Below are 20,809 nucleotides of genomic sequence, written 5' to 3'. Positions count from 1 at the left end.
CACGATGCGTGAGATCGACTTCAGCGATGCGCAGAAAGACGGCAAGGGCTTCCAGTTCCCGGGCGAGTTCGAGATCACGGCCATCGGCAGCGCCACGGCCGGCCTCGACAAGCACGTCCCGGCGCTGCTCCATGCCATCGGCCTGGAAGTGCTCCACGAGACTCTGACGACCAAGCTCACCCCGGCCGGCAACTACCAGTCGGTCACCGTGAGCTTCGTCGCACCGAGCCGTGAGAAGTACCTGGAGGCGCACAGCACCTTGCGGGCCGACGAGAACATCCGCTTCACGATGTGACGCCTGCTCTTGGTAGGAGCCGATGAATCGGCTCCTACCTTGTATCGCTGCGGGCCCGCCCACAACTCCTCGACATCCCCTCCGACCCGATCCCGATGACCCTCCCGCTCAACGTCCGCCGGCTGGGGCGCGTCCCCTACGAATCCACCTGGAAGGCCATGAGCGCCTTCACCGACAACCGCACCGACGACACCGTCGACGAGCTGTGGCTGCTGGAGCACGACCCGGTGTTCACCCTGGGCCAGGCGGGCAAGGAAGAGCACGTGCTGGCGGCAGGGGACATCCCCGTGGTCCGCGTGGATCGCGGCGGCCAGGTGACCTATCACGGTCCCGGCCAGATCGTGGCCTACCCGATGATCGACCTGCGCCGTGTCGGCGTGGGCGTGCGCGAGCTGGTCAACCGGATCGAGCAGGCCATCATCGACACCATGGGCGAGTGGAATATCGGCGCCGAACGCCTCGAGGGCGCCCCGGGCGTCTACGTGGCGGGCGCCAAGGTCGCGGCCCTCGGGCTGCGCATCCGCCGGGGCTGCAGCTTCCACGGGCTGGCCTTCAACGTGGATATGGACCTCGAGCCCTACCACCGCATCAATCCCTGCGGCTACAAGGGTTTGGAGGTCACCCAGGTGTTAGACTTGGGCGGTCCGTCACGGTTGGCGGACGTGGAAGACGTCTTGGTACAGGAATTCTGCAAGCAGTTTGGCTTCCACGCCGTGTCAGCCGAACCCTCCCTCCCCGAACTCCCGACCCGCATTGCGGTCTGAGGTCGTAGCCGTTATGAGCCAAACCTCCACTTCCCCTTCCCGCAGCATCCCCATCGCCGTCGTCGACAAGCCGGGCGAGAAGATGCTTGGTAACGACAAGATCGCGCTCAATCGCGCGAACTTCGATACCGACGTGCCCACGCTGCGCAAACCCAGCTGGATCCGCGTGCGTCTGCCCCAGGGCAACGCCGTGCAGCAGCTGAAGGCGCGCCTGCGCGAGAACTCGCTGGTCACGGTCTGCGAAGAAGCGTCCTGCCCGAACATCCACGAGTGCTTCTCCAAGGGCACCGCCACGTTCATGATCCTCGGCGAGGTCTGCACCCGCCGCTGCTCGTTCTGCGACGTGGCCCACGGCCGGCCGCAGCCGCCGGATCCGCTCGAGCCGGCGCGTCTGGCCGAGACCATCCGCGACATGCGCCTGAAGTACGTGGTGATCACCTCGGTGGATCGCGACGACCTGCGCGACGGCGGTGCCGAGCATTTCGCCTCGTGCATCCGTGCCGTGCGCCACGCCAGCCCGAACATCCGCATCGAGATCCTCACCCCGGATTTCCGTGGCAAGGGCCGTATGGAGCGCGCGCTGGAAGTCATGAAGGACTTCCCGCCGGACGTCTTCAACCACAACCTCGAGACGGTGCCGCACCTGTATCGCGAAGTCCGTCCGGGCGCCGACTACCAGTGGTCGCTGGACCTTCTCAAGCGGTTCAAGGCACAGCATCCCGACGTCCCGACCAAGTCCGGCATCATGCTCGGCCTGGGTGAGACGATGGAGCAGGTGCTCGAGACCATGCGCGATCTACGGAACCATGACGTCGACATGATCACCATCGGCCAGTACCTGCAGCCGACGGCGCATCACCACCCGGTGGTCCGTTACTGGACGCCGGACGAATTCGAGGCGCTGCGCGTCGCCGGTGAAGAGATGGGCTTCGGCCATGTCGCTTCCGGCCCGTTGGTGCGATCCTCCTACCATGCCGACCTGATGGCTCACGCCGCCGGCGTCGTCGAATAAACGCCCCAAAGCAATCCGAGGCTTCGACTACATGACCCTTCGCCCCGCGTTCGCCCTCCTGCTGGCCCTTTCCGCCGCGGGTGCCCAGGCACAGACAGCCGCCCCGCAGCCGGGTGCGGCCGCGCCGGCGACGAAGGCCGCGACACCGCAGCCCAAGGATGCGTCCGAAGCAGCGACCTCGCCGGAGCCGCAGCGCAAGGAGTCGAGCCTGCCGTTGAAGCCGACCGCCGCCGAGGCCCAGGCCTCGCAGCTGTCGGCGCGCTTCCTCACGCGCTTCCATTACCAGGCCCAGCCGCTCGACGACGCCATGTCGGCCAAGATCTACAAGGCCTACTTCGACGCGCTTGATAGCGAGAAAGTCTTCTTCACCCAGGAAGACATGGACAAGTTCGCGCCGCTGAAGACGCAGTTCGACGACGCGATCTGGAACCAGGACCTCACCGGTCCGTTCTCGGTGTTCAACCTCTACATCACGCGCGCCGTGGATCGCATGAACTACGCGCGTGGCCTGCTGAAGAAGGGCTTCGACTTCAGCAGCAACGAAAGCTTCAACTTCGACCGCAAGAAAGCCGCGATCCCGAAGAACCAGGCCGAGCTCGACGACGTCTGGCGCAAGCGCACCATGAACGACTGGCTGCGCCTGAAGCTAGCCGGCAAGAGCGACGACGACATCCGCAAGACGCTCGACAAGCGCTACGCGACGTACATCAGCCGCGTACGCCAGCTCGACGACGAAGACGCGACGCAGGCCTTCATGACCGCGTACGCCAACTCCACCGACCCGCATACCGATTACCTCGGTCCCCGCGCCGCCGACGCCTTCGACATCGCCATGCGCCTGTCGCTGGAAGGTATCGGCGCGGTCCTGCAGGCACGCGACGACTACACCACCATCCGCGAACTTGTTCCGGGCGGCCCGGCGAGCAAGTCCGGCAAGATGAAGGCGGGCGATCGCATCGTCGCCATCGGCCAGGGTGAAACCGGTCCCATGGTCGACGTGGTCGGCTGGCGCCAGGACGACGTGGTCAAGCTCATCCGCGGCAAGAAGGACACCACGGTCCGCATCGAGATCCTTCCGGCCGATGCCGGCGTGGACGGCAAGCACGACATCGTGACGCTGGTCCGCAAGAAGGTCACGATGGAAGAGCAGGCCGCCAAGTCCAAGGTCATCGACGTGAAGGACGGCGACGTCACCCGCAAGATCGGCGTGATCGACCTGCCCACGTTCTACCAGGACTTCGGTGCGCGCCGCGCCGGCGACACCAACTTCAAGAGCGCCACCCGCGACGTCGCCAAGCTCCTCACCGAGCTCAAGGCACAAAAGGTCGAGGGCGTGGTCATCGATCTGCGCAACAACGGCGGCGGTTCGCTGTCCGAAGCCACCGAGCTCACCGGTCTGTTCATCGACACCGGTCCGGTCGTGCAGGTGCGTGACGCGCGTGGCCAGATCGACGCGCAGGGCGACGACGCCCCGGGCATGTCGTGGGACGGTCCGATGGCCGTACTGGTCAATCGTGGGTCGGCCTCGGCCTCGGAGATCTTCGCCGCGGCGATCCAGGATTACGGCCGCGGCGTCATCATCGGCGAGCCGACCTTCGGCAAGGGCACCGTGCAGAACCTGGTCGACCTCGACAAGTTCGGCAAGTCCGTCACCGGTGAGACCGCCAAGTACGGCGAGCTCAAGATGACCATCGCCGAATTCATCCGCATCAACGGCGACAGCACGCAGCTGCGCGGTGTCACGCCGGACGTCATGTTCCCGCAGAACGGTGATGCGAAGGAATTCGGCGAGTCGACCTACGACAACGCGCTGCCGTGGCGTCACATCGATCCGGCCGACTATAAGCCGGTCGCCGACCTCAAGCCGATCTTCGGTCCGCTCAATGCCAAGCACGAGGCGCGCGTCGCCAACTCGCCGGCATGGAAGCTCATGCTCGACGAAATGGCCGAGTACAAGAAGCTCCGCGACAAGACCGACATCTCGCTGAACTTCGCCGCACGCCAGGCCGAGCGCAAGCAGTACGATGCGCTGCAGACGGACTTCCGGAACCGTCGCAAGGCGATCTTCGGCGGTGCGACCGACGCGGCCGACGACGCCAACAACGGCGACGACGGCCTCAACGCCAACGAGCGCAGCCTGAAGACCGAGATCAAGGCGGAAGCCGATGCGAAGAAGGCGAAGGACACGCCGCTCGAGGAAGCCGCCCATATCGTCGGCGACGAGGTGTCGCTGATCAAGGCGGACCCGAAGGTCGCAGCGCAGGTCCTTCCGTACGGCGGTCGCAAGATCGACAGCCCGCAAACCGCACAGGTGCCGCAGAGCCCACCGGCCTCCACCACCCCGTAAAAAAAGCCCGCCACTGGCGGGCTTTTTTTTGGCCCGTCTTTTTGTGGGAGCCGCTTCAGCGGCGATGGGTGCTAGCCTCACTGCCGAACAAAAAACGCAGGAGGCATAGCCCATGAACGATTTCCTCGACCAGCTCGGCATCCACGCGGCCACGCGCGCCTTGATCGTCACCTATTCCATCCGCATCGGCCTGGCGTTGCTGCTGCTGTTGATCGGCTTCTGGATCGCCGCACGTGTCGCCAACCTCGGCCGTCGTGCCCTGGAGCGCGCTCGCGTCGACGTGACGCTGGCGATGTTCCTGCGCAACATCATCTACGGCATCCTCATCGCGCTGCTGATGATCCAGGTGCTCGGCATGGCCGGGATTCCCACGGCCTCGTTCATCGCGGCGATCGGCGCTGCCGGCCTCGCCATCGGCCTGGCCCTCAACAGCTCGCTGTCCAACCTCGCCTGGGGCGTGCTGCTGATCCTGTTCCGTCCCTTCCGTGTCGGTGACCACGTCACCATCGGCGGCGTGGAAGGCGACGTGCAGAGCGTCAACCTCATGCACACCTACCTGATCACGCCGGACAATCGCCAGGCGGTCCTGCCGAACGCCAAGGTCGGCGGCGACGCGATCATCAACTTCAATGTCCGCGGCACGCGGCGTTTCGAAATCAAGGTCGGCATCGGCTACAACGACGATATCGGCAAGGCGATGCAGACCGTGCGGGACCTGTTCGCCGCCGACGCACGCATCCTCAAGGATCCGGCGCCGGGCGTCTGGACCGAGGCGCTCGGCGATTCGAGCGTCAATCTGGTCATCCGCGGCTGGTCTGCCACCGGCGATCTCTGGGAAACGCAGACCACCCTGATCCGCAGCATCAAGGAGCGCTTCGACGAGGCCGGCATCACCATCCCCTACCCGCAGAGCGAGATCCGCCTGGTGCGCGCGCCGGTCGCCCAGGATCCAGCATCCTGAAGCCGGCTCTCGGTAGGAGCCGATTTATCGGCGAACGGGTGCTTGCGACAAACTGCCCCGCTGCCGCGGCATCGCCGATGAATCGGCTCCTACCGGGGCTGGTCGTCGGCGGGGCGGTTTGGTTCTAGCTGAAATACTGGCAAACAACCGTTTGAATCGTGGGAAACGCCGCGTGAGGGATTACAATCGACCGGTTGCGCCGTCCAGCGGCGCCCGTCCTTCCCCCGCCGGTGGGTTTGCCGCCCGCCGACGCCTGTTCTAGGAGTTCCTATGGCCGACGTCAAAGAAGCCCGTGTCCCCGATATCGGTGGCAGTGCGGTCCCCGTCATTGAAATCATGGTCAAGGTCGGCGATCGCGTCGAGAAAGACCAGAGCCTGGTGACGCTCGAATCCGACAAGGCCACGATGGAAGTGCCGGCGCCGTTTGCTGGCGTCATCAAGGAACTGAAGGTCAAGGTTGGCGATGAAGTCGACGAAGGCCACGTGATCGCCCTGGTCGAAGCCGAGGGCGACGCCCCGGCCGCCGCCGCACCGAAGGCGGAAGCGCCCAAGGCCGAGGCACCGAAGGCCGCTGCGCCCGAGGCAGCCGCCCCGGCGCCTGCTCCGGCTGCCGCCAAGGCGCCGTCGGCGTCGAAGTCCTCCGGCCCGGTGAACGTCACCGTGCCCGACATCGGCGGCAAGCCGGTGCCCATCATCGAGCTCATGGTCAAGGTTGGCGACACCGTCACCAAGGACCAGAGCCTGATGACGCTCGAATCGGACAAGGCCACGATGGACATTCCCGCGCCGGCCGCCGGCGTGATCAAGGAACTGAAGGTCAAGGTCGGTGACGAGGTCAACGATGGCGACCTGATCGCCGTGCTGGAAGGTGAGGGCGGCGATGCCGCCGACGCGTCGCCGGCGCCCGCCGCCGAGAAGCCGGCCGCCGCCGCTCAGGCCGACGCGCCCACGCGCGACACCGCTCCCGCACCGGCTGCCGCGACCGAAGCGCCGGTCGGTGGTGCTCCGCGCACGCCGCCGGTGTCCTTCGACGCCAGCGTCATCATGCCGGGCAACGCGCCTTACGCCAGCCCGGCCATCCGCGCGTTCGCTCGCGAGCTCGGCGTGGACGTGGCCCAGGTCAAGGGCAGCGGCCGTGGTGGTCGCATCCAGCGCGAAGACATCTCCGGTTACGTCAAGCAGGTCATGACCTCGGGCGTGTCGACGTCCGCCGGTGGCAGTGTTGCCGTGGGTGGCGGTCTCAGTCTCCTGCCGTGGCCAAAGATCGACTTCTCGAAGTTCGGCGAGGTGGAAGAAAAGCCGCTGGGCCGCATCCCGAAGATCTCCGCCGCGAACCTCGCCCGCAACTGGGCGATGATCCCGCACGTCACCCAGTTCGAAGACGCCGACATCACCGAGCTCGAAGCCTTCCGCAAGAAGCTCGGCGAGGAGAACAAGGACGTCAAGGTCTCGCCGCTGGTCTTCCAGATCAAGGCCGTCGTCGCTGCGCTGAAGAAATTCCCGCAGTTCAACGCCTCGCTCGACGCCGCCGGTGAAACGCTCACGCTGAAGAAGTACTTCAACGTCGGCATCGCCGTGGATACGCCGGACGGCCTCGTCGTCCCGGTCATCCGCGATGCGGACAAGAAGGGCCTGCTCGAACTCGCCGCCGAACTGAGCGAGATCTCGAAGAAGGCGCGCGACAAGAAGCTGACCGCGGCCGACATGCAGGGCGGTTGCTTCTCGATCTCCTCGCTCGGCGGTATCGGTGGCACGGCGTTCACGCCGATCGTCAACGCGCCGGAAGTCGCGATCCTCGGCGTGTCCAAGGCGGCGATGAAGCCGGTCTGGAACGGCAAGGAATTCGCGCCGCGCCTGATCCTGCCGCTGTCGCTGTCGTACGACCATCGCGTCATCGACGGTGCGCTCGCTGCACGCTTCGCCGTGTTCCTCGCCACCCAGCTCGGCGACATCCGTCGCCTGCTGCTCTGACGGAGGCGCATCGCCATGGCAAACACGATTGAACTGAAAGTCCCCGACCTCGGCGGCTCGCACGATGTGCCGGTCATCGAGATCCTGGTGAAGGTGGGCGACACCGTCGCGAAAGACCAGAGCCTGGTCACGCTCGAGTCCGACAAGGCGACGATGGACGTGCCCGCCTCGCAGGCCGGCACGATCGTCGAGATCAAGGTCAAGATCGGCGACGTACTCAACGACGGCAGCGTGATCGCGCTGATCGAGGCCGAGGCTGGCGCTTCGGYGTCGGCGTCGGCTGAGAAGCCGGCTGGCGACAAGGCCGCGGCTCCGGCCGCTGCGAAGCCGGCCGCTGCGTCTGCCGCTTCGACACCTGCAACGCCGTCGACGACCGTGTCGGAAGCCCCGGCTCCCGCCCCGGTCGCGACGTCGGCTGCCCCCAAGGCCGCTGCCGATTCCGGCCGCAAGGCCGACATCGAGTGCCAGCTCGTCGTCCTCGGCTCCGGCCCTGGCGGCTACACGGCGGCCTTCCGCGGCGCGGACATCGGCCTGGATACCGTCCTGGTCGAGCGCTACGCGATCCTCGGTGGTGTCTGCCTCAACGTCGGCTGCATTCCGTCGAAGGCCCTGCTGCACGCCGCGGCCGTGATCGACGAGGCGGAAGCCATCGCCGCGCACGGCATCACCTTCGGCAAGCCGACCATCGACCTGGACAAGCTGCGCTCGTTCAAGGAAAAGGTCGTCGGCAAGCTCACCGGCGGCCTCGCCCAGATGGCGAAGGCGCGCAAGGTTCGCACTGTCACCGGCGTCGGCACCTTCATCTCGCCCAACGAAATGGAAGTCCAGACGGCTGAGGGCACCAAGCTCATCCGCTTCCAGAACGCGATCATCGCGGCAGGCTCCCAGTCGGTGAAGCTGCCGTCGTTCCCCTGGGACGACGAGCGCGTGATCGACTCGACCGGCGCGCTCGAACTGCGTGACGTGCCGAAGACGATGCTCGTCGTCGGCGGCGGCATCATTGGCCTGGAAATGGCCACGGTGTACGCGCGTCTCGGCTCCGAGGTCACGGTCGTCGAACTCGCCGACCAGCTCATGCCGGGTGCGGATCTCGACCTGGTCAAGCCGCTGCAGGCGCGTATCGCCAAGCGTTACAAGGGCATCCACCTCAAGACCAAGGTCGTCGAGGCCAAGGCCACCAAGGCGGGTATCGAAGTCACCTTCGACGGCGAGAGCATCCCGGAGACCAAGGTGTTCGACCGCGTCCTCGTTTCCGTCGGCCGCTCGCCCAACGGCAACAAGGTCGGCGCCGACAAGGCGGGCGTCGAAGTGACCGATCGCGGCTTCATTCCGGTCGATCGCCAGATGCGCACCAACGTCAAGCACATCTTCGCCATCGGCGACCTCGTCGGTCAGCCCATGCTGGCGCACAAGGCCACGCACGAAGCCAAGGTCGCCGCGGAAGCCGCAGCCGGCGAGAAGAGCTTCTTCGACGCGCGCGTGATCCCGTCGGTGGCGTACACCGATCCGGAAATCGCCTGGGTCGGCGTGACCGAGCGCGAAGCGAAGGAAAAGGGCCTGAAGATCGGCGTCGGCAAGTTCCCCTGGGCAGCCTCCGGCCGCGCCATCGGCATCGACCGCACCGAAGGTTTCACCAAGCTCCTGTTCGATGAAGAGACCCACCGCATCGTCGGCGCGGGCATCGTCGGCGTGCACGCCGGTGACCTCATCTCCGAACTCGCGCTCGCCATCGAAATGGGTGCCGAAGCCGGCGACATCGGCCGCACCGTCCACCCGCACCCCACGCTCGGCGAATCCGTCGGCATGGCGGCGGAGGTGTACGAAGGCACGATCACGGATCTCTACATTCCGAAGAAGAAGTAACCCACCGACACCCGCGTTGCCCACCGGCAGCGCGGGTGATTGTGGTGCGGCATCGTGGGGCGATGCATATATCACCCCACTCGCGCGATGTCCGCGCCGGACGCGTGTCCGAACCCGGTCGGATCTACCTGATCACGGCGGTCGCCTGGAACCGGGCTCCTCTGTTCCGCGATATCGCTCTCGCGCGGCGTGTCTCGCGCATCTCTCATTCCCCTGCGACATGGAAAGACGCCACCTGCCTGGCGTGGATCTTGATGCCCGATCACTGGCATGGACTCATCGAACTTCACGACGGCGATCTCTCGCGTGTCGTCGGCCGTTACAAGGCCATGGTTTCCAGCTCGATCAAGCGATCGACGGGGCGCACGTCGCCGGTCTGGCAGAAGTCGTTTCATGACAGGGCGCTGCGCCGAGACGACGATGTGAAAGCAGCAGCGCGTTACATAGTCGCCAATCCATTGCGAGCCGGTCTGGTGACACGAGTGGGTGACTATCCCTACTGGAACGCAACCTGGCTCTAGCGCTTTACTGTGGGAGCCGCTTTAGCGGCGATAGGGTGCTTGCAACAAACCGGCCCGCTGTCGCGGGATCGCCGATGAATCGGCTCCCACATTCGCCGATGAATCGGCTCCCACAGGAACCGCCCCCAGACCGAGCGTCAGAAAAACCGCACGCGCGCTCCCACAAGGCCCTGCTCTTATGGCATCGTCCGGGGATGTCCGCTCCTCAGCCTGCTCACTACCTCCGTCGCCTCGGCATCTGGGATGCCGCGATGATCGTCATTGGCGGTGTCATCGGCGCGGGTATTTTCCGTACGCCAGCCACCGTCGCGCAGCTGACCAGTTCGGGCGGGGAAGTCATCCTGCTCTGGACGCTGGGCGGCCTGCTCACCCTGGCGGGCGTACTGTGTTACGCGGAGCTCGGCGCGCGGCGGCCGCAGGCGGGCGGTACCTACGTTTACCTGCGTGAGGCCTTCGGTCAGTTGCCGGCCTTCCTGTTCGGCTGGACCATGGCGCTGATCAACTATCCCGGTAGCGTGGCCGCGGTGGCGACCACCTTCGCCGATTACGCGTGTCGCGCGATGGGCCTGCCGCATGAATGGGTGAAGCCGCTGGCGGTCGGTGCGATCAGTTTCATCGTCGCGGTGAACCTGTTCGGTATCCGTGCCGGCGCCTGGGTGCAGAACATCTTCACCGTGCTCAAACTCGGCGCGGTGGCCTTGCTCATCGTGGTCGGTCTCTTCCTGGCGAAGGGTCATCTTGGCGCGGCCTTCGCCGCCGATCCGACGCATGACGTGCCGGCAAGCACGATCATCGGGGCGCTGCTTCCGGCCATGTTCGCCTACGGTGGCTTCCATTACCTCAACGATCTCGCCGGTGAAGTACGCAACCCGCAGCGCACCCTGCCGCGTGCGCTGGGGCTGGGCATGGCCAGCGTCGTCATCTGCTACGTGCTGGTGAACATCGCCTACATGGCGGGGCTCGGTCACGCCGGGCTCGCGGCGAGCACCGCTCCCGCGGCCGACCTCATGCGTCGCGTGTTCGGCGAGTCGGGCGCCACGATCATTGCCGTCGGTATCGCCTGCTCGACCTTCGGCTACTGCAGCATTGCCATCGCCGGTGGCGCGCGCGTGCTTCAGGTGATGAGCGCGGACGGCATGTTCTTCAAGCCGATCGCGCGCATCGAGCCACGCACCGGTGCACCGCAGTTCGCGCTGGTCGCGCTGGGTGGCTGGGCGATCGTGCTGCTGGTGTCCGGTAGCTTCAACGCGCTGCTCAACTACACGACGGTGGGCGAGTGGTTGTCGCACGCGTTCGGTATCGCGACGATCTTCTGGTATCGCAAGAAATTGAAGTCGGAGCCGTCGCCGTACCTGGTGCCGGGGTATCCGGTGTTGCCCCTGGTGTTTACGGTAACGGTGTTGTGCGTGATTGGCGCGACGGCGATTACGGAGCCGGGGGATGCGGGGATGAGTCTGGTGATCATCGCGCTGGGCGTGCCGGTTTATTATTTTTGGCGGAAGCGGTTGGGGCGGGCGGTTTAAGAGCGATCGCCGATGAATCGGCTCCCACAGGGGGCAACGAGCATCGCCGATGAATCGGCTCCTACCGGGGTGAGGGGGTGTCGCTGAATCGACGCCTGCGACGTGGCAGGATCGGGGGATGCGATCATTTCTTTCGTTCTTCCTTGTCGGTGCCACCATGACGGCGCAGGCCGCGACGGTGGATCTCGCTCATCCGGATGCCGTGCGGATCACGCCCAAGGGGGCGACGCTGGATCCCACCGTGCGCAAGGCGGCGGATGGGAGTGAGCTGGTTGCGGTGACCTTCCAGCCGTCACCATCGCCATCACTCGTGATCGCACCGAAGCAGGGCAGCTGGAACTGGCCGGCAGGTGGCGCGCTCCGATTGCGCGTGCAGAACGGCATGCCCTGGCCGGTCACGCTGATGGTCGATATCGCCTCGAACGGCAAGCACACCACGGCCACCGTCGGCGTGCCGCCGGGTCCGCCACAAACGGTGTCCGTGTCATTGAAGCCGACGTCGCCACGCGCGTTCGGCATGCAGGTCGGTCCGCCGATGCCGTATGACGAAGGCAAGGAAAAGCGCCTCGTCGCCACCGCCGTCGAAGGCAACGTCGATAGCAACGCCATCACGTCGGTCACGCTGTCGATGCCGCAGCCCGGCGCGGCGCAGACGCTGTTGTTCGGCAAGCTCGAAAGCGCGGCCAATGACGATGATCTGCGCCGTGCATACACAGCCCTTGTCGACCGTTACGGGCAGTACACCCGCAGCACGTGGCCAGAGAAGATCGACAGCGATGCTGCGCTCAAGCAGCGCGCGAATGCTCTGCCGCCCGCCACCGACATCAAGAACCTCGACAAGTACGGCGGCCGCACCGACCTCGCGGCACTGCAAGCGACCGGCTGGTTCCACACCCAGAAGCAGGGCGGTCGCTGGTGGCTCGTGACCCCGGAAGGCCATGCGTTCTTCTCACTCGGCGTCAATGCCGTGAACATGACCGACGGGCGCACCTACGTGCAGGGTCGCGAGTTCATGTTCGCCGATCCGACCGTGGCCAACGGCGCGTTCGGTGGCACGTCGGACAGTCGCAGCGATGCCGGCTCACAGCGCGACAACGGCATGAACCACGGTCGCTGGTGGGACGTCTATGCGAGCAACGTCGCGCTCAGCCTTGGCGAACATCCCGAAGCCGCGTGGCGCAAGCGCACGGTCGATCGCCTGAAGGCCTGGCGCTTCAACACGCTCGGCAACTGGAGCGATCCGGGGTTCGCGAGCGACCATCGCATGGCTTACACCGTGCCGATCCTCATCCATGGTGACTTCAACACGGTCAGCACCGGCTACGACTACTGGGGTCGCATGCCCGATCCCTTCGATCCGCGTTTCATCAAGGCGACGGAAGCCGCCGTCGCTGCCGCCACGAAGAGCGTGCGCGACGATCCCTGGCTGCTCGGCTACTTCGCCGATAACGAACTCGCGTGGGCGGGGCAGGGGCCGCAAGGGCGCTGGGCGCTCGCTGTCGGCAGTCTCGCGCAAGGGCCGGAGAGTCCGGCGAAGCAGGCTTTCCTCGCTTACCTGAAGAAGACCCACGGCGACGTGGCGAGCTTCGCTAAGGCCTGGGGCGTGGAGGCGACATCGTGGGACCAGGTTGCCGCGAAAGGCTTCAAGGCGCCGGACCCGAACGAGCCGCACCCAGCGATCGCCGTCGACGACATCGCCTTCCTCAAGCTTTACGCGGGGCAGTACTTCCGCACGGTGGCGGAGACGCTGAAGAAGGCCGACCCGCATCATCTCTTCCTCGGCGGAAGGCTGGCCGTCCGCACGCCAGAAACCGAAGAGGCGAGTGCGACCTACGCCGACGTCACCAGTATCAATACCTACACGGACCTGCCCGAGCACGGCTTCGACGTGGCGGCGTTTCGCAAGCTCGACAAGCCGGTGATGATCACCGAGTTCCACTTCGGCTCAGCCGACCGTGGGCCGTTCGGCAACGGTGTCGCGGCTGTAGGGAGTGAGGACGAGCGAGGCAAGGCCTACGCGCGCTTCGTGAATGCCGCGGTCGCATCGGGCGTCATCGTCGGCACGCACTGGTTCCAGTACGTCGACCAGCCAGTGACCGGTCGCATCCTCGATGGCGAGAACTCGCATATCGGGCTGGTCGGCATCACCGACATCCCGTTCGAGGGTTTCACGCGTGCCGTCACCGACGCGAACGCAGGCTCAGGCGGCGGGCGCTAGCTGCAGGCCGTTGCGGGTTTCGCGGGCCACGTCACGGCCGAAGGCGAAGGCCAGCGGCTCGGCGATACCGACGAGGGTGCTGAGCGCCACGTTCTGGTTCACCGCGTAGCTCATCGAAAAGGCGATGCTGAAATGCGTCGCCGCGTACTTGATCTTCCTGGCCATGGCCGGACTCTCCAATAAGAATGACTCTCATTATGGGGATCGCTGCCCCTGAGTCCAACTGATGAATCGCATCGGATCGATAGGGATTTCCTATCGACGACGATGCGTTATCGGCGAATCGTCGTCCCGATCACCATCGCCACGACCATCACGATCGCGACGGCCATGCAGGCGCTGGTCGGCTTGACCCGGCGGGCGTCGATGCGCGGCACCAGCCGCCAGATGAGAAAGGCGCCGACCAGCATGTCCAGGACCAGCGAGGCGCGCATCCAGGGCAGGACGAAAATCGACTGCCCAGGTGCCTGGCCATGCTGCGCGGCGATCACCAGGCCGCCCGTGAGCACCGCGACGAGGGCCCAGATCAGGCTGGCCATGTACGCCCGGTTGAACACCACCGGCGTCTTCTCGAGAAAGCGCAAGGCGATCCAGACGATCAGGGCAGGGATGACGGCGGCGGCGCTGGAGTAGATCACCCACCAGATAGCGGCGGAGAGGAAGGTCAGGAGAGGTTGGGTCACGTGGTTTCCGTCAGTACGCCGGGCCGAAACGGCCGAGTGCCTTGCTCATCAGCCACGCCGGGCCGATCAGAAGGTACTGCAGGTCGGTCAGGAACGAGGGCCGGCGGCCTTCGATCTTGTGACCGATGAACTGGCCGATCCAGGCCACCACGAACACACCGATCGCGAGCCAGAGCAGGCCACTGCTGCCGATGCTGCGGTAGAGCGAATCGGTGATCAGCGCCAGCGACAGGAAGGCGCCGGCCATGGCCAGGCCGATCCGGCGCGACAGCCGGTAGTAGTAAAAGCAGAAGGCCAGGAACATGGCCAGCACCGACCACAGGCCCGGACGGCCGAGCCAGCCCGGCACGGGAATCAGCCAGACCAGGGCGACCACGGTCCAGGTGATCGCCGGCACGCAGATCCAGTGGATCAGCCGATTTGTCGGGTTCTGATGATCGGCTGCGTAGTTGTCGAACCAGGTGGCTGCGTCGCGCATGGTCGTACCCCCGTAAGAACCGTCTGACGAGAGCTTAGTCCAGTCGGATGCCGGCCAGCTTGTCCAGCGCTTCGGCGTACTTCGCCGCGGTGCCGTCGATGACGTCTTTGGGCACCTTCGGTGCGGGCGGCGTCTTGTTCCAGCCGATCTGCTCGAGGTAGTCGCGGACGAACTGCTTGTCGTAGCTGGGCGGGCTGATGCCTACCTGGTAGTCGTCGGCCGGCCAGAAGCGCGAGGAATCCGGGGTCAGCATCTCGTCCATGATGTGCAGCACACCGTTCTCGTCTGTACCGAATTCGAACTTGGTGTCGGCGATGATCACGCCGCGCTCGGCGGCGTAGGCCGCGGCCCAGGCGTAGATCTCCAGTGTCGCCTTGCGCACGGCGTTGGCCATGTCTTCGCCGACCAGGGCAACGACGGCGTCGAAACTGACGTTCTCGTCGTGGTCGCCGACAGCGGCCTTGGTCGACGGGGTGAAGATCGGCTCCGGCAGCTTGGCGGCCATGGCCAGGCCTTCGGGCAGCTTGATGCCGCAGATGTCTCCGGTGGCCTTATAGGACTTCCAACCCGACCCGATGATGTAGCCGCGGGCGATCGCTTCGACCGGCACCGGCTTCAGGCGTTTGGTGATCACGGCGCGCTTTGCGTAAAGCGCTGCATCCACACCGGCCGGCAGCACCGAGGCGACGTCTTCGCCGGTCAGGTGGTTCGGCATGATGTGGGCGGTCTTGGCGAACCAGAAGTTGGAGATCTGCGTGAGCATCTCGCCCTTGCCCGGAATCGGGTCGGGCAGCACCACGTCGAACGCCGAGAGACGGTCCGTGGCGACCATGAGCAGGCGATTGCCCGGCAGGGCATACACGTCGCGGACCTTGCCGCGATGGATGAGGTCCAGGCCAGGCAGGTCGGATTGGCTCAGGGTCGTAGGCACGGCAGGACTCCGGGGTAGGGCGGTTCGAGCCGTCTATTGTAACGAGGCCAGGCTCGGTAGGAGCCGATTCATCGGCGAACGGGTACTCGCGGTAACCTGGCCCGCTGCCGCGGGATCGCCGATGAATCGGCTCCTACCCCGAAGCGGTGCGACCCGCCCCGCGGGGCCTGTGGCATTTGGCCTGCTAGAATTTACGGTTACTGCCCCCATTGCCCTGCCATGCGAATCCTGACGACCGCGGCACTTGCCCTGGCCTTATCCGCCCCTGTCCTCGCCACGCCGCCTGCGAAGCCGGCGCGCCTGGGTCTGTGCGCGGCATGCCATGGCGAAGACGGCATGGCACGCATTCCCGGCGCACCCAACCTGGCCGGGCAGAAACTCGACTACCTGCGTGAAGCCCTGCGCCAGTACCGCGACGGCCGCCGCGACATCCCCGTGATGCGCGCCGCCACCGGCCCACTCACCGATGCGGAACTGGACCAGCTGGCCCAGTGGTTCTCCGCGCAAACCCCATCCAGAGCGGCTCCATGAATTTTACCGGTACCTTCATCGGCATCGTCGCGGGCATCTGGTTGACCCACAACCTGCTCGGCGCCCTCATCGGCGGCGCCCTCGGCTTCATGTTCGACGCCAGTCGCCAGCAGAGCCAGCGCCGACGCGCACCGGCGCAAGGCGGCTACATCTCGCCGCTGTTCGCGCTGATCGGTGCGGTGGCGAAGGCCGACGGACGCATCTCCGAAGCCGAGATCGCCATTGCGGAACGCCTGATGGCGCGCATGGGCCTGGACCAGGAGCAGCGCACGGTCGCCGTCGACGCCTTCAACGAGGGCAAGCAGCCCGAGTTCAACGCGGCCGAAGTGATCGACGAACTCCGTCAGTGGGTCGGCCATCGCCGCGACCATGCCTTCCCCGTGATCGACGTGGTCATCGAGACGGTGCTCGCGGAGGGCAACCCGTCGCCGGAAAAAATGGCGATCCTGCGCCAGCTCGCCTTCGCCCTGCGCGTCAGCGACATGGAGCTGATGGCGCTCATGGCGATGAAGGGCTACGCCTGGAACGCCAACGCCGGCGGTCGCTCGTACGGCGGCAGCCAGGGTCGCACCGGCGGTGGCTACGTGCCGCCGCAGCGCAGTGCGCAGGGCCCGGACCCGTACGCGGTGCTCGGCATCCAGCGCGACACCGACGACCGCGGCATCAAGCGCGCGTACCGCAAGCTGATTTCCGAACACCACCCGGATCGCCTCGGCGACCTCCCTGACGACATGCGTCGCCGCGCCGAGTCGCGGGCCAGCGAAATCAATGCGGCCTACGAGCGGATCAAGGCGGAGCGCGGGTTTAAATAACCGAGCAAGGTGCTGCGACTTGCCGGCTCGGTAGGAGCCGATTCATCGGCGATGGGTGCTAGCGAAATCGCTGGCATCCACTAGAAATACACAGGCCACTGGATCAGGCTTGTAGAGGACCCATGTCCTATCGGTGACTGGCCCGCTGCCGCGGGATCGCCGATGCATTCGGCTCCTACACAGAGCTCGCCAGCCTGTGTCCCACCACTAAAACGGTATCGATCATGTCCAAGCAATCTCCCGTTATCGCCCCGTCCATTCTCTCGGCCGACTTTGCCCGCCTGGGTGAGGACACGCGCAAGGTGCTCGACGCCGGGGCGCAGTGGGTGCATTTCGACGTGATGGACAACCACTACGTGCCCAACCTCACCATCGGGCCGATGGTGCTCAAGGCGCTGCGCGATTACGGCATCACCGAGCACATCGACGTGCACCTGATGGTCAAGCCGGTGGACCGCATCGTGCCGGACTTCGCCAAGGCCGGCGCGCGGAGCATCAGCTTCCACCCGGAAGCCAGCGAGCACGTGGACCGCACCATCCAGCTGATCCAGGGCGAGGGCTGCGAAGCCGGCCTGGTGTTCAATCCGGCCACGCCGCTGTCCTGGCTCGACTTCGTCATGGACAAGATCGACATGGTGCTGATCATGTCGGTGAACCCGGGCTTCGGTGGCCAGAAGTTCATTCCCTCGGCGCTGGAGAAAATCCGCCAGGTGCGCGAGCGCATCGACGCCAGCGGCCGCAAGATCCGCCTCGAAGTGGACGGTGGCGTCACCCCGGACAACATCGGCGCCATCTCGGCGGCCGGTGCCGACACCTTCGTTGCCGGCTCGGCCATCTTCAATGCCCCGGACTACGCCGACGTGATCCGCCGCATGCACGCGGCCATCGACGGCAAGTAAGTGGGATAAAAAAGACTTCACGAATAAAAAGCGAACCGGGTGGTACTGTAATCAGGACTCGGGGTGGGTCACGGTCGAGGATCTACGTATGAAGACGTTGTCCGTACTGACTCTTGCAGCGGCCCTCGCTGTATCGGCGTTCGCCACCCAGGCCGCCGACCGCCCGGTTCCCTTGCCCGACCAGCAAAAAAAAGTCTCCGATTCGTTGCAGCCGTGTCCGGGTGGCCTCGAGCGCTTTCTTCCCGGCGAATACTATTTCTGTGCGGCGGCCCGCGACTTCTGGAGCGGCCACGAAGGTCTCGCCCGCGAGAACCTGAAAGATGCTGCCCGATGGGCGAGCAAGCCGGCGCAATACGCGCTCGGCATCATGTATTTCAACGGCGATCACGCGCAGAAAAACCGTCCCTTGGGTCTGGCCTGGCTGGCGCTGGCCGCCGAGCGCCACGATCCCGCCTACGAGCCCGGGTTCGTCTCCGCCTACCAGCACGCCACGCCGGACGAGATCGCCCAGGCCAACGCGTACTGGCAGGAGATGAAGCCGGTCTACGCCGATGCCGTCGCCGGCCCGCGTGCCGAGCGCCAGTTCAATCGCGCGTACAAGGAACTCGAATGGGCTGCCAACTTTGGCGGCAGCGTCTTCATCGATGGCGTGTTCATGCCGACGTCGGCCATGGCGTCGGCGGATAACCTGCCATTGCAGAGCGGCTTCAGCGTCGGCCGCCTGCTCCAGTCGCAGAAGGCCATGTACTTCTACGGTTACGAAAGCCACGTGTTCGTCGGCGATGCGGTCCTAGTGCCGGTCAGTCAGATCGACACGCGCAAGCGCGACGAGTGATTCCGTAAGAAAGGGCTCATTCGGAGCCGCATGGGAGAAAGCTTTGAAATACGTCTATACCGTCGCACTTGCCGCGCTGTGCGCGATCACTGGCCCGGTGTTCGCCAAGGACACCGCCTCCGCCTCATCGGAAGATGCCAAGGCACAGCTCAGGCATACCATCCAGGGCTGCGCGCAGGGCCTGGAGCGTTTGCTTCCCGGCAACTACTACTTCTGCGCCGCCGCGCGCGACCTGGGCCAGGGCCATAACGCACGCTCGCGCGAGCGCTTGCGGGATGCGGCCTACTGGGCAAGCAAGCCGGCGCAGTACGCGCTCGGCCTGATGTACTTCAACGGCGACGAAGGCCCGCAGAACCGTCCCCTCGGCATCGCCTGGCTGGCGCTGGCCGACGAGCGGCACGACCCGCGTTTCGAAGGGGCCTTCGTCCAGGCGTATCAACAGGCCTCGCCGGCCGAGCGCGCCGCGGCGAACACCTACTGGCTGTCACTCAAGGAGGAGTACAGCGACGCCATCGCCGGACGGCGGGCGCGGCTTCGCTACACCAACGAGATGCGCAACATCGAGGCCGCCGCGATGTTCGGCGGCTCGATCTTCATCGACGGGCTCACGCCGTCCGATGGTCCCGGGTTCGGCCAGTTCAACAGCGGGGAGACCTCGCGCGTCTCCGGGTCCCACGGGTTTGCCATTAACCGGACCCTGGCGAAAGATGGCGAGGCGTTCTTCCGCGGCATGGCCGGCACGGTCACTGTCGGCGAGGCGACGCCGACCAATCTCGTGCCAATCGGCCAGCTGGCCGCCGGGAAAGCCCCGGCGGCCGACTGACGGGCCCATTCCCGACTGACAGGCCAACGCCGCTTCGGGTAGGAGCCGATTTATCGGCGATTGGGTGCTAGCGACATCCTGGCCCGCTGCCGCGGGATCGCCGATAAATCGGCTCCTACCAAGCTATTAGAGCGGAAGCCACTCGGGGTCGGGTTCGCCCGCCCCGGCGGCTGGCACACTTCCGTGCGCACCAGCCGCGCCAAGGCCTTCCATGGCCGGTTCCACGAAGTCGTCGAATAGATCCATGAGGAGTCTCCCGTCAGTGCATGCCGAACAGGATGCCGAGGGCGAGCGCGCCGAGGGCGAGTGCCACGCGGAGCGGCTCGAAGTCGCGTTCCAGTTCGCTGTTATCGGCGTCGGGTTTGGTTTTCATGGTTCAGGTCCTCGGCGCCGGATCGGCGCGCCGTCATGGCTAGTTGAACGCCGCGGGCGGCGGGCGGAGCGTCCGGGTTCGGGCAATCCGCAGGCTGTTTGTGGCAAATCCCGGGCAAACAAAATGTGTAGGCGGGGGCCGGGCAGGGGTGCGAGATAGGGCAAGACGCGGGCAATCGCCGCCGGGGCCTTGCGGACGGGCCGGCTGCATAGGAACCTGCGCTGGCAAATCACCTCAACGGAATGCCCATGGCCCGCAGCATCGCCATCGTCGAAGACGAACCCCTCATCCGCGCCAACTATGTCGAGGCGCTCAACCGCTTCGGCTACGAGGCCCGCGGCTACGGCTCACGCGGGGAGGCCTCGATGGCCTTCGCCATGCGTCTGCCGGAACTGGTCATCATCGACATCGGCCTGGGCGACGAGCCCGAAGGCGGCTTCGACCTCTGCCGCGAGCTCCGCGCGAAGTCGGCCACGCTGCCGATCATCTTCCTCACTGCGCGTGACTCGGATTTCGACGTCATCTCCGGCCTGCGCCTGGGTGCCGACGACTACCTGTCCAAGGACACCAGCCTGCACCAGCTCGCGGCGCGCATCGCGGCGTTGTTCCGTCGCATCGAATCGTTGAAGACGCCCGCGTCCAGCGAGACGGTGATCGAGCACGGCCCGCTGAAGCTCGAGTCCGAGCGCATGCGCATCCTGTGGAACGGCATCGAGATCCCGCTCACCGTCACCGAATTCTGGATGGTGCATACGCTGGTGCGTTTCCCCGGCCACGTGAAGAATCGCGACCAGCTGATGCGCGAAGCGGAGCTGGTGGTCGACGACGCGACGATCACCTCGCACATCAAGCGCATCCGCAAGAAGTTCATCGCGCTGGCGCCGGAGTTCGACGCGATCGAGACCGTCCACGGCGTGGGCTATCGCTGGACCTCCTGACCCGATGACTGCTCTCGGTAGGAGCCGATTC

At 65.7% G+C, this 20,809-nt stretch carries 20 protein-coding genes; 16 read left to right on the top strand and 4 right to left on the bottom strand.

Annotated features, from left to right (window positions below):
- The first annotated feature begins 4 nt into the window (after positions 1 to 4).
- The 10 genes from AC1DYM_RS17685 to AC1DYM_RS17640 all read left to right on the top strand — a co-directional run bounded on the left by AC1DYM_RS17685 (position 5) and on the right by AC1DYM_RS17640 (position 13,475).
- Positions 5 to 295 (top strand): DUF493 family protein, encoded by a 291-nt coding sequence (locus tag AC1DYM_RS17685; RefSeq protein WP_046967883.1) that lies wholly within the window; start codon positions 5 to 7, stop codon positions 293 to 295.
- A 95-nt stretch (positions 296 to 390) separates the two neighbouring features.
- On the top strand, positions 391 to 1,059 hold the full coding sequence (gene lipB / locus AC1DYM_RS17680; protein ID WP_046967884.1) for a lipoyl(octanoyl) transferase LipB: 669 nt from the start codon (positions 391 to 393) through the stop codon (positions 1,057 to 1,059).
- A 13-nt stretch (positions 1,060 to 1,072) separates the two neighbouring features.
- Entirely contained in the window at positions 1,073 to 2,071 is a 999-nt protein-coding gene (lipA, locus tag AC1DYM_RS17675; protein WP_477340549.1) for a lipoyl synthase, read from the top strand.
- A 31-nt stretch (positions 2,072 to 2,102) separates the two neighbouring features.
- Complete coding sequence (locus tag AC1DYM_RS17670) at positions 2,103 to 4,418, top strand: carboxy terminal-processing peptidase (RefSeq protein WP_477340547.1); 2,316 nt, start codon at positions 2,103 to 2,105, stop codon at positions 4,416 to 4,418.
- A 112-nt stretch (positions 4,419 to 4,530) separates the two neighbouring features.
- Positions 4,531 to 5,379: a mechanosensitive ion channel family protein gene (locus AC1DYM_RS17665; protein WP_477340545.1), complete on the top strand. Its 849-nt coding sequence runs from the start codon at positions 4,531 to 4,533 to the stop codon at positions 5,377 to 5,379.
- A gap of 270 nt (positions 5,380 to 5,649) precedes the next feature.
- Entirely contained in the window at positions 5,650 to 7,350 is a 1,701-nt protein-coding gene (gene aceF, locus AC1DYM_RS17660; RefSeq protein ID WP_477340543.1) for a dihydrolipoyllysine-residue acetyltransferase, read from the top strand.
- A gap of 15 nt (positions 7,351 to 7,365) precedes the next feature.
- Positions 7,366 to 9,213 (top strand): dihydrolipoyl dehydrogenase, encoded by a 1,848-nt coding sequence (lpdA, locus tag AC1DYM_RS17655; protein WP_477340541.1) that lies wholly within the window; start codon positions 7,366 to 7,368, stop codon positions 9,211 to 9,213.
- Between the two features lie 62 nt (positions 9,214 to 9,275).
- A complete protein-coding gene (locus AC1DYM_RS17650; protein WP_477340539.1) occupies positions 9,276 to 9,734 on the top strand; it encodes an REP-associated tyrosine transposase in 459 nt (152 codons plus the stop codon).
- A gap of 194 nt (positions 9,735 to 9,928) precedes the next feature.
- On the top strand, positions 9,929 to 11,257 hold the full coding sequence (locus AC1DYM_RS17645; protein WP_477340537.1) for an APC family permease: 1,329 nt from the start codon (positions 9,929 to 9,931) through the stop codon (positions 11,255 to 11,257).
- A gap of 118 nt (positions 11,258 to 11,375) precedes the next feature.
- Complete coding sequence (locus AC1DYM_RS17640) at positions 11,376 to 13,475, top strand: beta-agarase (protein WP_477340535.1); 2,100 nt, start codon at positions 11,376 to 11,378, stop codon at positions 13,473 to 13,475.
- Here AC1DYM_RS17640 and AC1DYM_RS17635 read toward each other — a convergent pair.
- From AC1DYM_RS17635 to AC1DYM_RS17620, 4 genes are all read right to left on the bottom strand, one after another.
- Positions 13,458 to 13,640, bottom strand: a complete 183-nt coding sequence (locus tag AC1DYM_RS17635) for a DUF2061 domain-containing protein (RefSeq protein ID WP_477340533.1) — start codon at positions 13,638 to 13,640, stop codon at positions 13,458 to 13,460. The two genes, AC1DYM_RS17640 and AC1DYM_RS17635, sit on opposite strands and share 18 nt — an antisense overlap.
- Positions 13,641 to 13,747: 107 nt before the next feature.
- Complete coding sequence (locus tag AC1DYM_RS17630; RefSeq protein ID WP_477340531.1) at positions 13,748 to 14,158, bottom strand: hypothetical protein; 411 nt, start codon at positions 14,156 to 14,158, stop codon at positions 13,748 to 13,750.
- Between the two features lie 10 nt (positions 14,159 to 14,168).
- Positions 14,169 to 14,636, bottom strand: a complete 468-nt coding sequence (locus tag AC1DYM_RS17625) for an Mpo1 family 2-hydroxy fatty acid dioxygenase (RefSeq protein WP_477340529.1) — start codon at positions 14,634 to 14,636, stop codon at positions 14,169 to 14,171.
- Between the two features lie 34 nt (positions 14,637 to 14,670).
- A complete protein-coding gene (locus tag AC1DYM_RS17620) occupies positions 14,671 to 15,567 on the bottom strand; it encodes a phosphoribosylaminoimidazolesuccinocarboxamide synthase (protein WP_477340527.1) in 897 nt (298 codons plus the stop codon).
- Positions 15,568 to 15,786: 219 nt separating this feature from the next.
- On the opposite strand from AC1DYM_RS17620, the gene AC1DYM_RS17615 reads away from it, so the two are divergent.
- From AC1DYM_RS17615 to pdsR, 6 genes are all read left to right on the top strand, one after another.
- Positions 15,787 to 16,098: a c-type cytochrome gene (locus AC1DYM_RS17615; protein ID WP_046967895.1), complete on the top strand. Its 312-nt coding sequence runs from the start codon at positions 15,787 to 15,789 to the stop codon at positions 16,096 to 16,098.
- Positions 16,095 to 16,910, top strand: a complete 816-nt coding sequence (gene djlA, locus AC1DYM_RS17610; RefSeq protein WP_477340524.1) for a co-chaperone DjlA — start codon at positions 16,095 to 16,097, stop codon at positions 16,908 to 16,910. The genes AC1DYM_RS17615 and djlA overlap by 4 nt, the downstream gene beginning before the upstream one ends.
- A 224-nt stretch (positions 16,911 to 17,134) precedes the next feature.
- Positions 17,135 to 17,809 carry a ribulose-phosphate 3-epimerase gene (rpe, locus tag AC1DYM_RS17605; RefSeq protein WP_063573953.1) on the top strand — a complete coding sequence of 225 codons (675 nt, stop codon included), beginning with the start codon at positions 17,135 to 17,137 and terminating at the stop codon, positions 17,807 to 17,809.
- Positions 17,810 to 17,897: 88 nt separating this feature from the next.
- Positions 17,898 to 18,644 (top strand): hypothetical protein, encoded by a 747-nt coding sequence (locus tag AC1DYM_RS17600; RefSeq protein ID WP_477340522.1) that lies wholly within the window; start codon positions 17,898 to 17,900, stop codon positions 18,642 to 18,644.
- Between the two features lie 43 nt (positions 18,645 to 18,687).
- Positions 18,688 to 19,467, top strand: a complete 780-nt coding sequence (locus tag AC1DYM_RS17595) for a hypothetical protein (protein ID WP_477340520.1) — start codon at positions 18,688 to 18,690, stop codon at positions 19,465 to 19,467.
- 621 nt (positions 19,468 to 20,088) lie between these two features.
- Positions 20,089 to 20,778, top strand: coding sequence for a proteobacterial dedicated sortase system response regulator (gene pdsR / locus AC1DYM_RS17590; RefSeq protein WP_325469320.1), 690 nt, complete (start codon positions 20,089 to 20,091; stop codon positions 20,776 to 20,778).
- Positions 20,779 to 20,809 lie beyond the last annotated feature (31 nt).

The sequence above is a fragment of the Luteibacter sp. P1_D3 genome (assembly GCF_056406135.1).
Note: the sequence above shows the minus strand (reverse complement) of the source record. Positions and strands in the feature narration are given on the sequence as shown.

Excerpts from the sequence above, each read along its gene's own strand:
- AC1DYM_RS17685 (WP_046967883.1), top strand. The coding sequence starts at position 5 with ATGCGTGAGATCGACTTCAGCGATGCGCAGAAAGACGGCAAGGGCTTC.
- lipB (WP_046967884.1), top strand. The coding sequence starts at position 391 with ATGACCCTCCCGCTCAACGTCCGCCGGCTGGGGCGCGTCCCCTACGAA.
- lipA (WP_477340549.1), top strand. The coding sequence starts at position 1,073 with ATGAGCCAAACCTCCACTTCCCCTTCCCGCAGCATCCCCATCGCCGTC.
- AC1DYM_RS17670 (WP_477340547.1), top strand. The coding sequence starts at position 2,103 with ATGACCCTTCGCCCCGCGTTCGCCCTCCTGCTGGCCCTTTCCGCCGCG.
- AC1DYM_RS17665 (WP_477340545.1), top strand. The coding sequence starts at position 4,531 with ATGAACGATTTCCTCGACCAGCTCGGCATCCACGCGGCCACGCGCGCC.
- aceF (WP_477340543.1), top strand. The coding sequence starts at position 5,650 with ATGGCCGACGTCAAAGAAGCCCGTGTCCCCGATATCGGTGGCAGTGCG.
- AC1DYM_RS17650 (WP_477340539.1), top strand. The coding sequence starts at position 9,276 with ATGCATATATCACCCCACTCGCGCGATGTCCGCGCCGGACGCGTGTCC.
- AC1DYM_RS17645 (WP_477340537.1), top strand. The coding sequence starts at position 9,929 with ATGTCCGCTCCTCAGCCTGCTCACTACCTCCGTCGCCTCGGCATCTGG.
- AC1DYM_RS17640 (WP_477340535.1), top strand. The coding sequence starts at position 11,376 with ATGCGATCATTTCTTTCGTTCTTCCTTGTCGGTGCCACCATGACGGCG.
- AC1DYM_RS17635 (WP_477340533.1), bottom strand. The coding sequence starts at position 13,640 with ATGGCCAGGAAGATCAAGTACGCGGCGACGCATTTCAGCATCGCCTTT.
- AC1DYM_RS17625 (WP_477340529.1), bottom strand. The coding sequence starts at position 14,636 with ATGCGCGACGCAGCCACCTGGTTCGACAACTACGCAGCCGATCATCAG.
- AC1DYM_RS17615 (WP_046967895.1), top strand. The coding sequence starts at position 15,787 with ATGCGAATCCTGACGACCGCGGCACTTGCCCTGGCCTTATCCGCCCCT.
- djlA (WP_477340524.1), top strand. The coding sequence starts at position 16,095 with ATGAATTTTACCGGTACCTTCATCGGCATCGTCGCGGGCATCTGGTTG.
- rpe (WP_063573953.1), top strand. The coding sequence starts at position 17,135 with ATGTCCAAGCAATCTCCCGTTATCGCCCCGTCCATTCTCTCGGCCGAC.
- AC1DYM_RS17600 (WP_477340522.1), top strand. The coding sequence starts at position 17,898 with ATGAAGACGTTGTCCGTACTGACTCTTGCAGCGGCCCTCGCTGTATCG.
- pdsR (WP_325469320.1), top strand. The coding sequence starts at position 20,089 with ATGGCCCGCAGCATCGCCATCGTCGAAGACGAACCCCTCATCCGCGCC.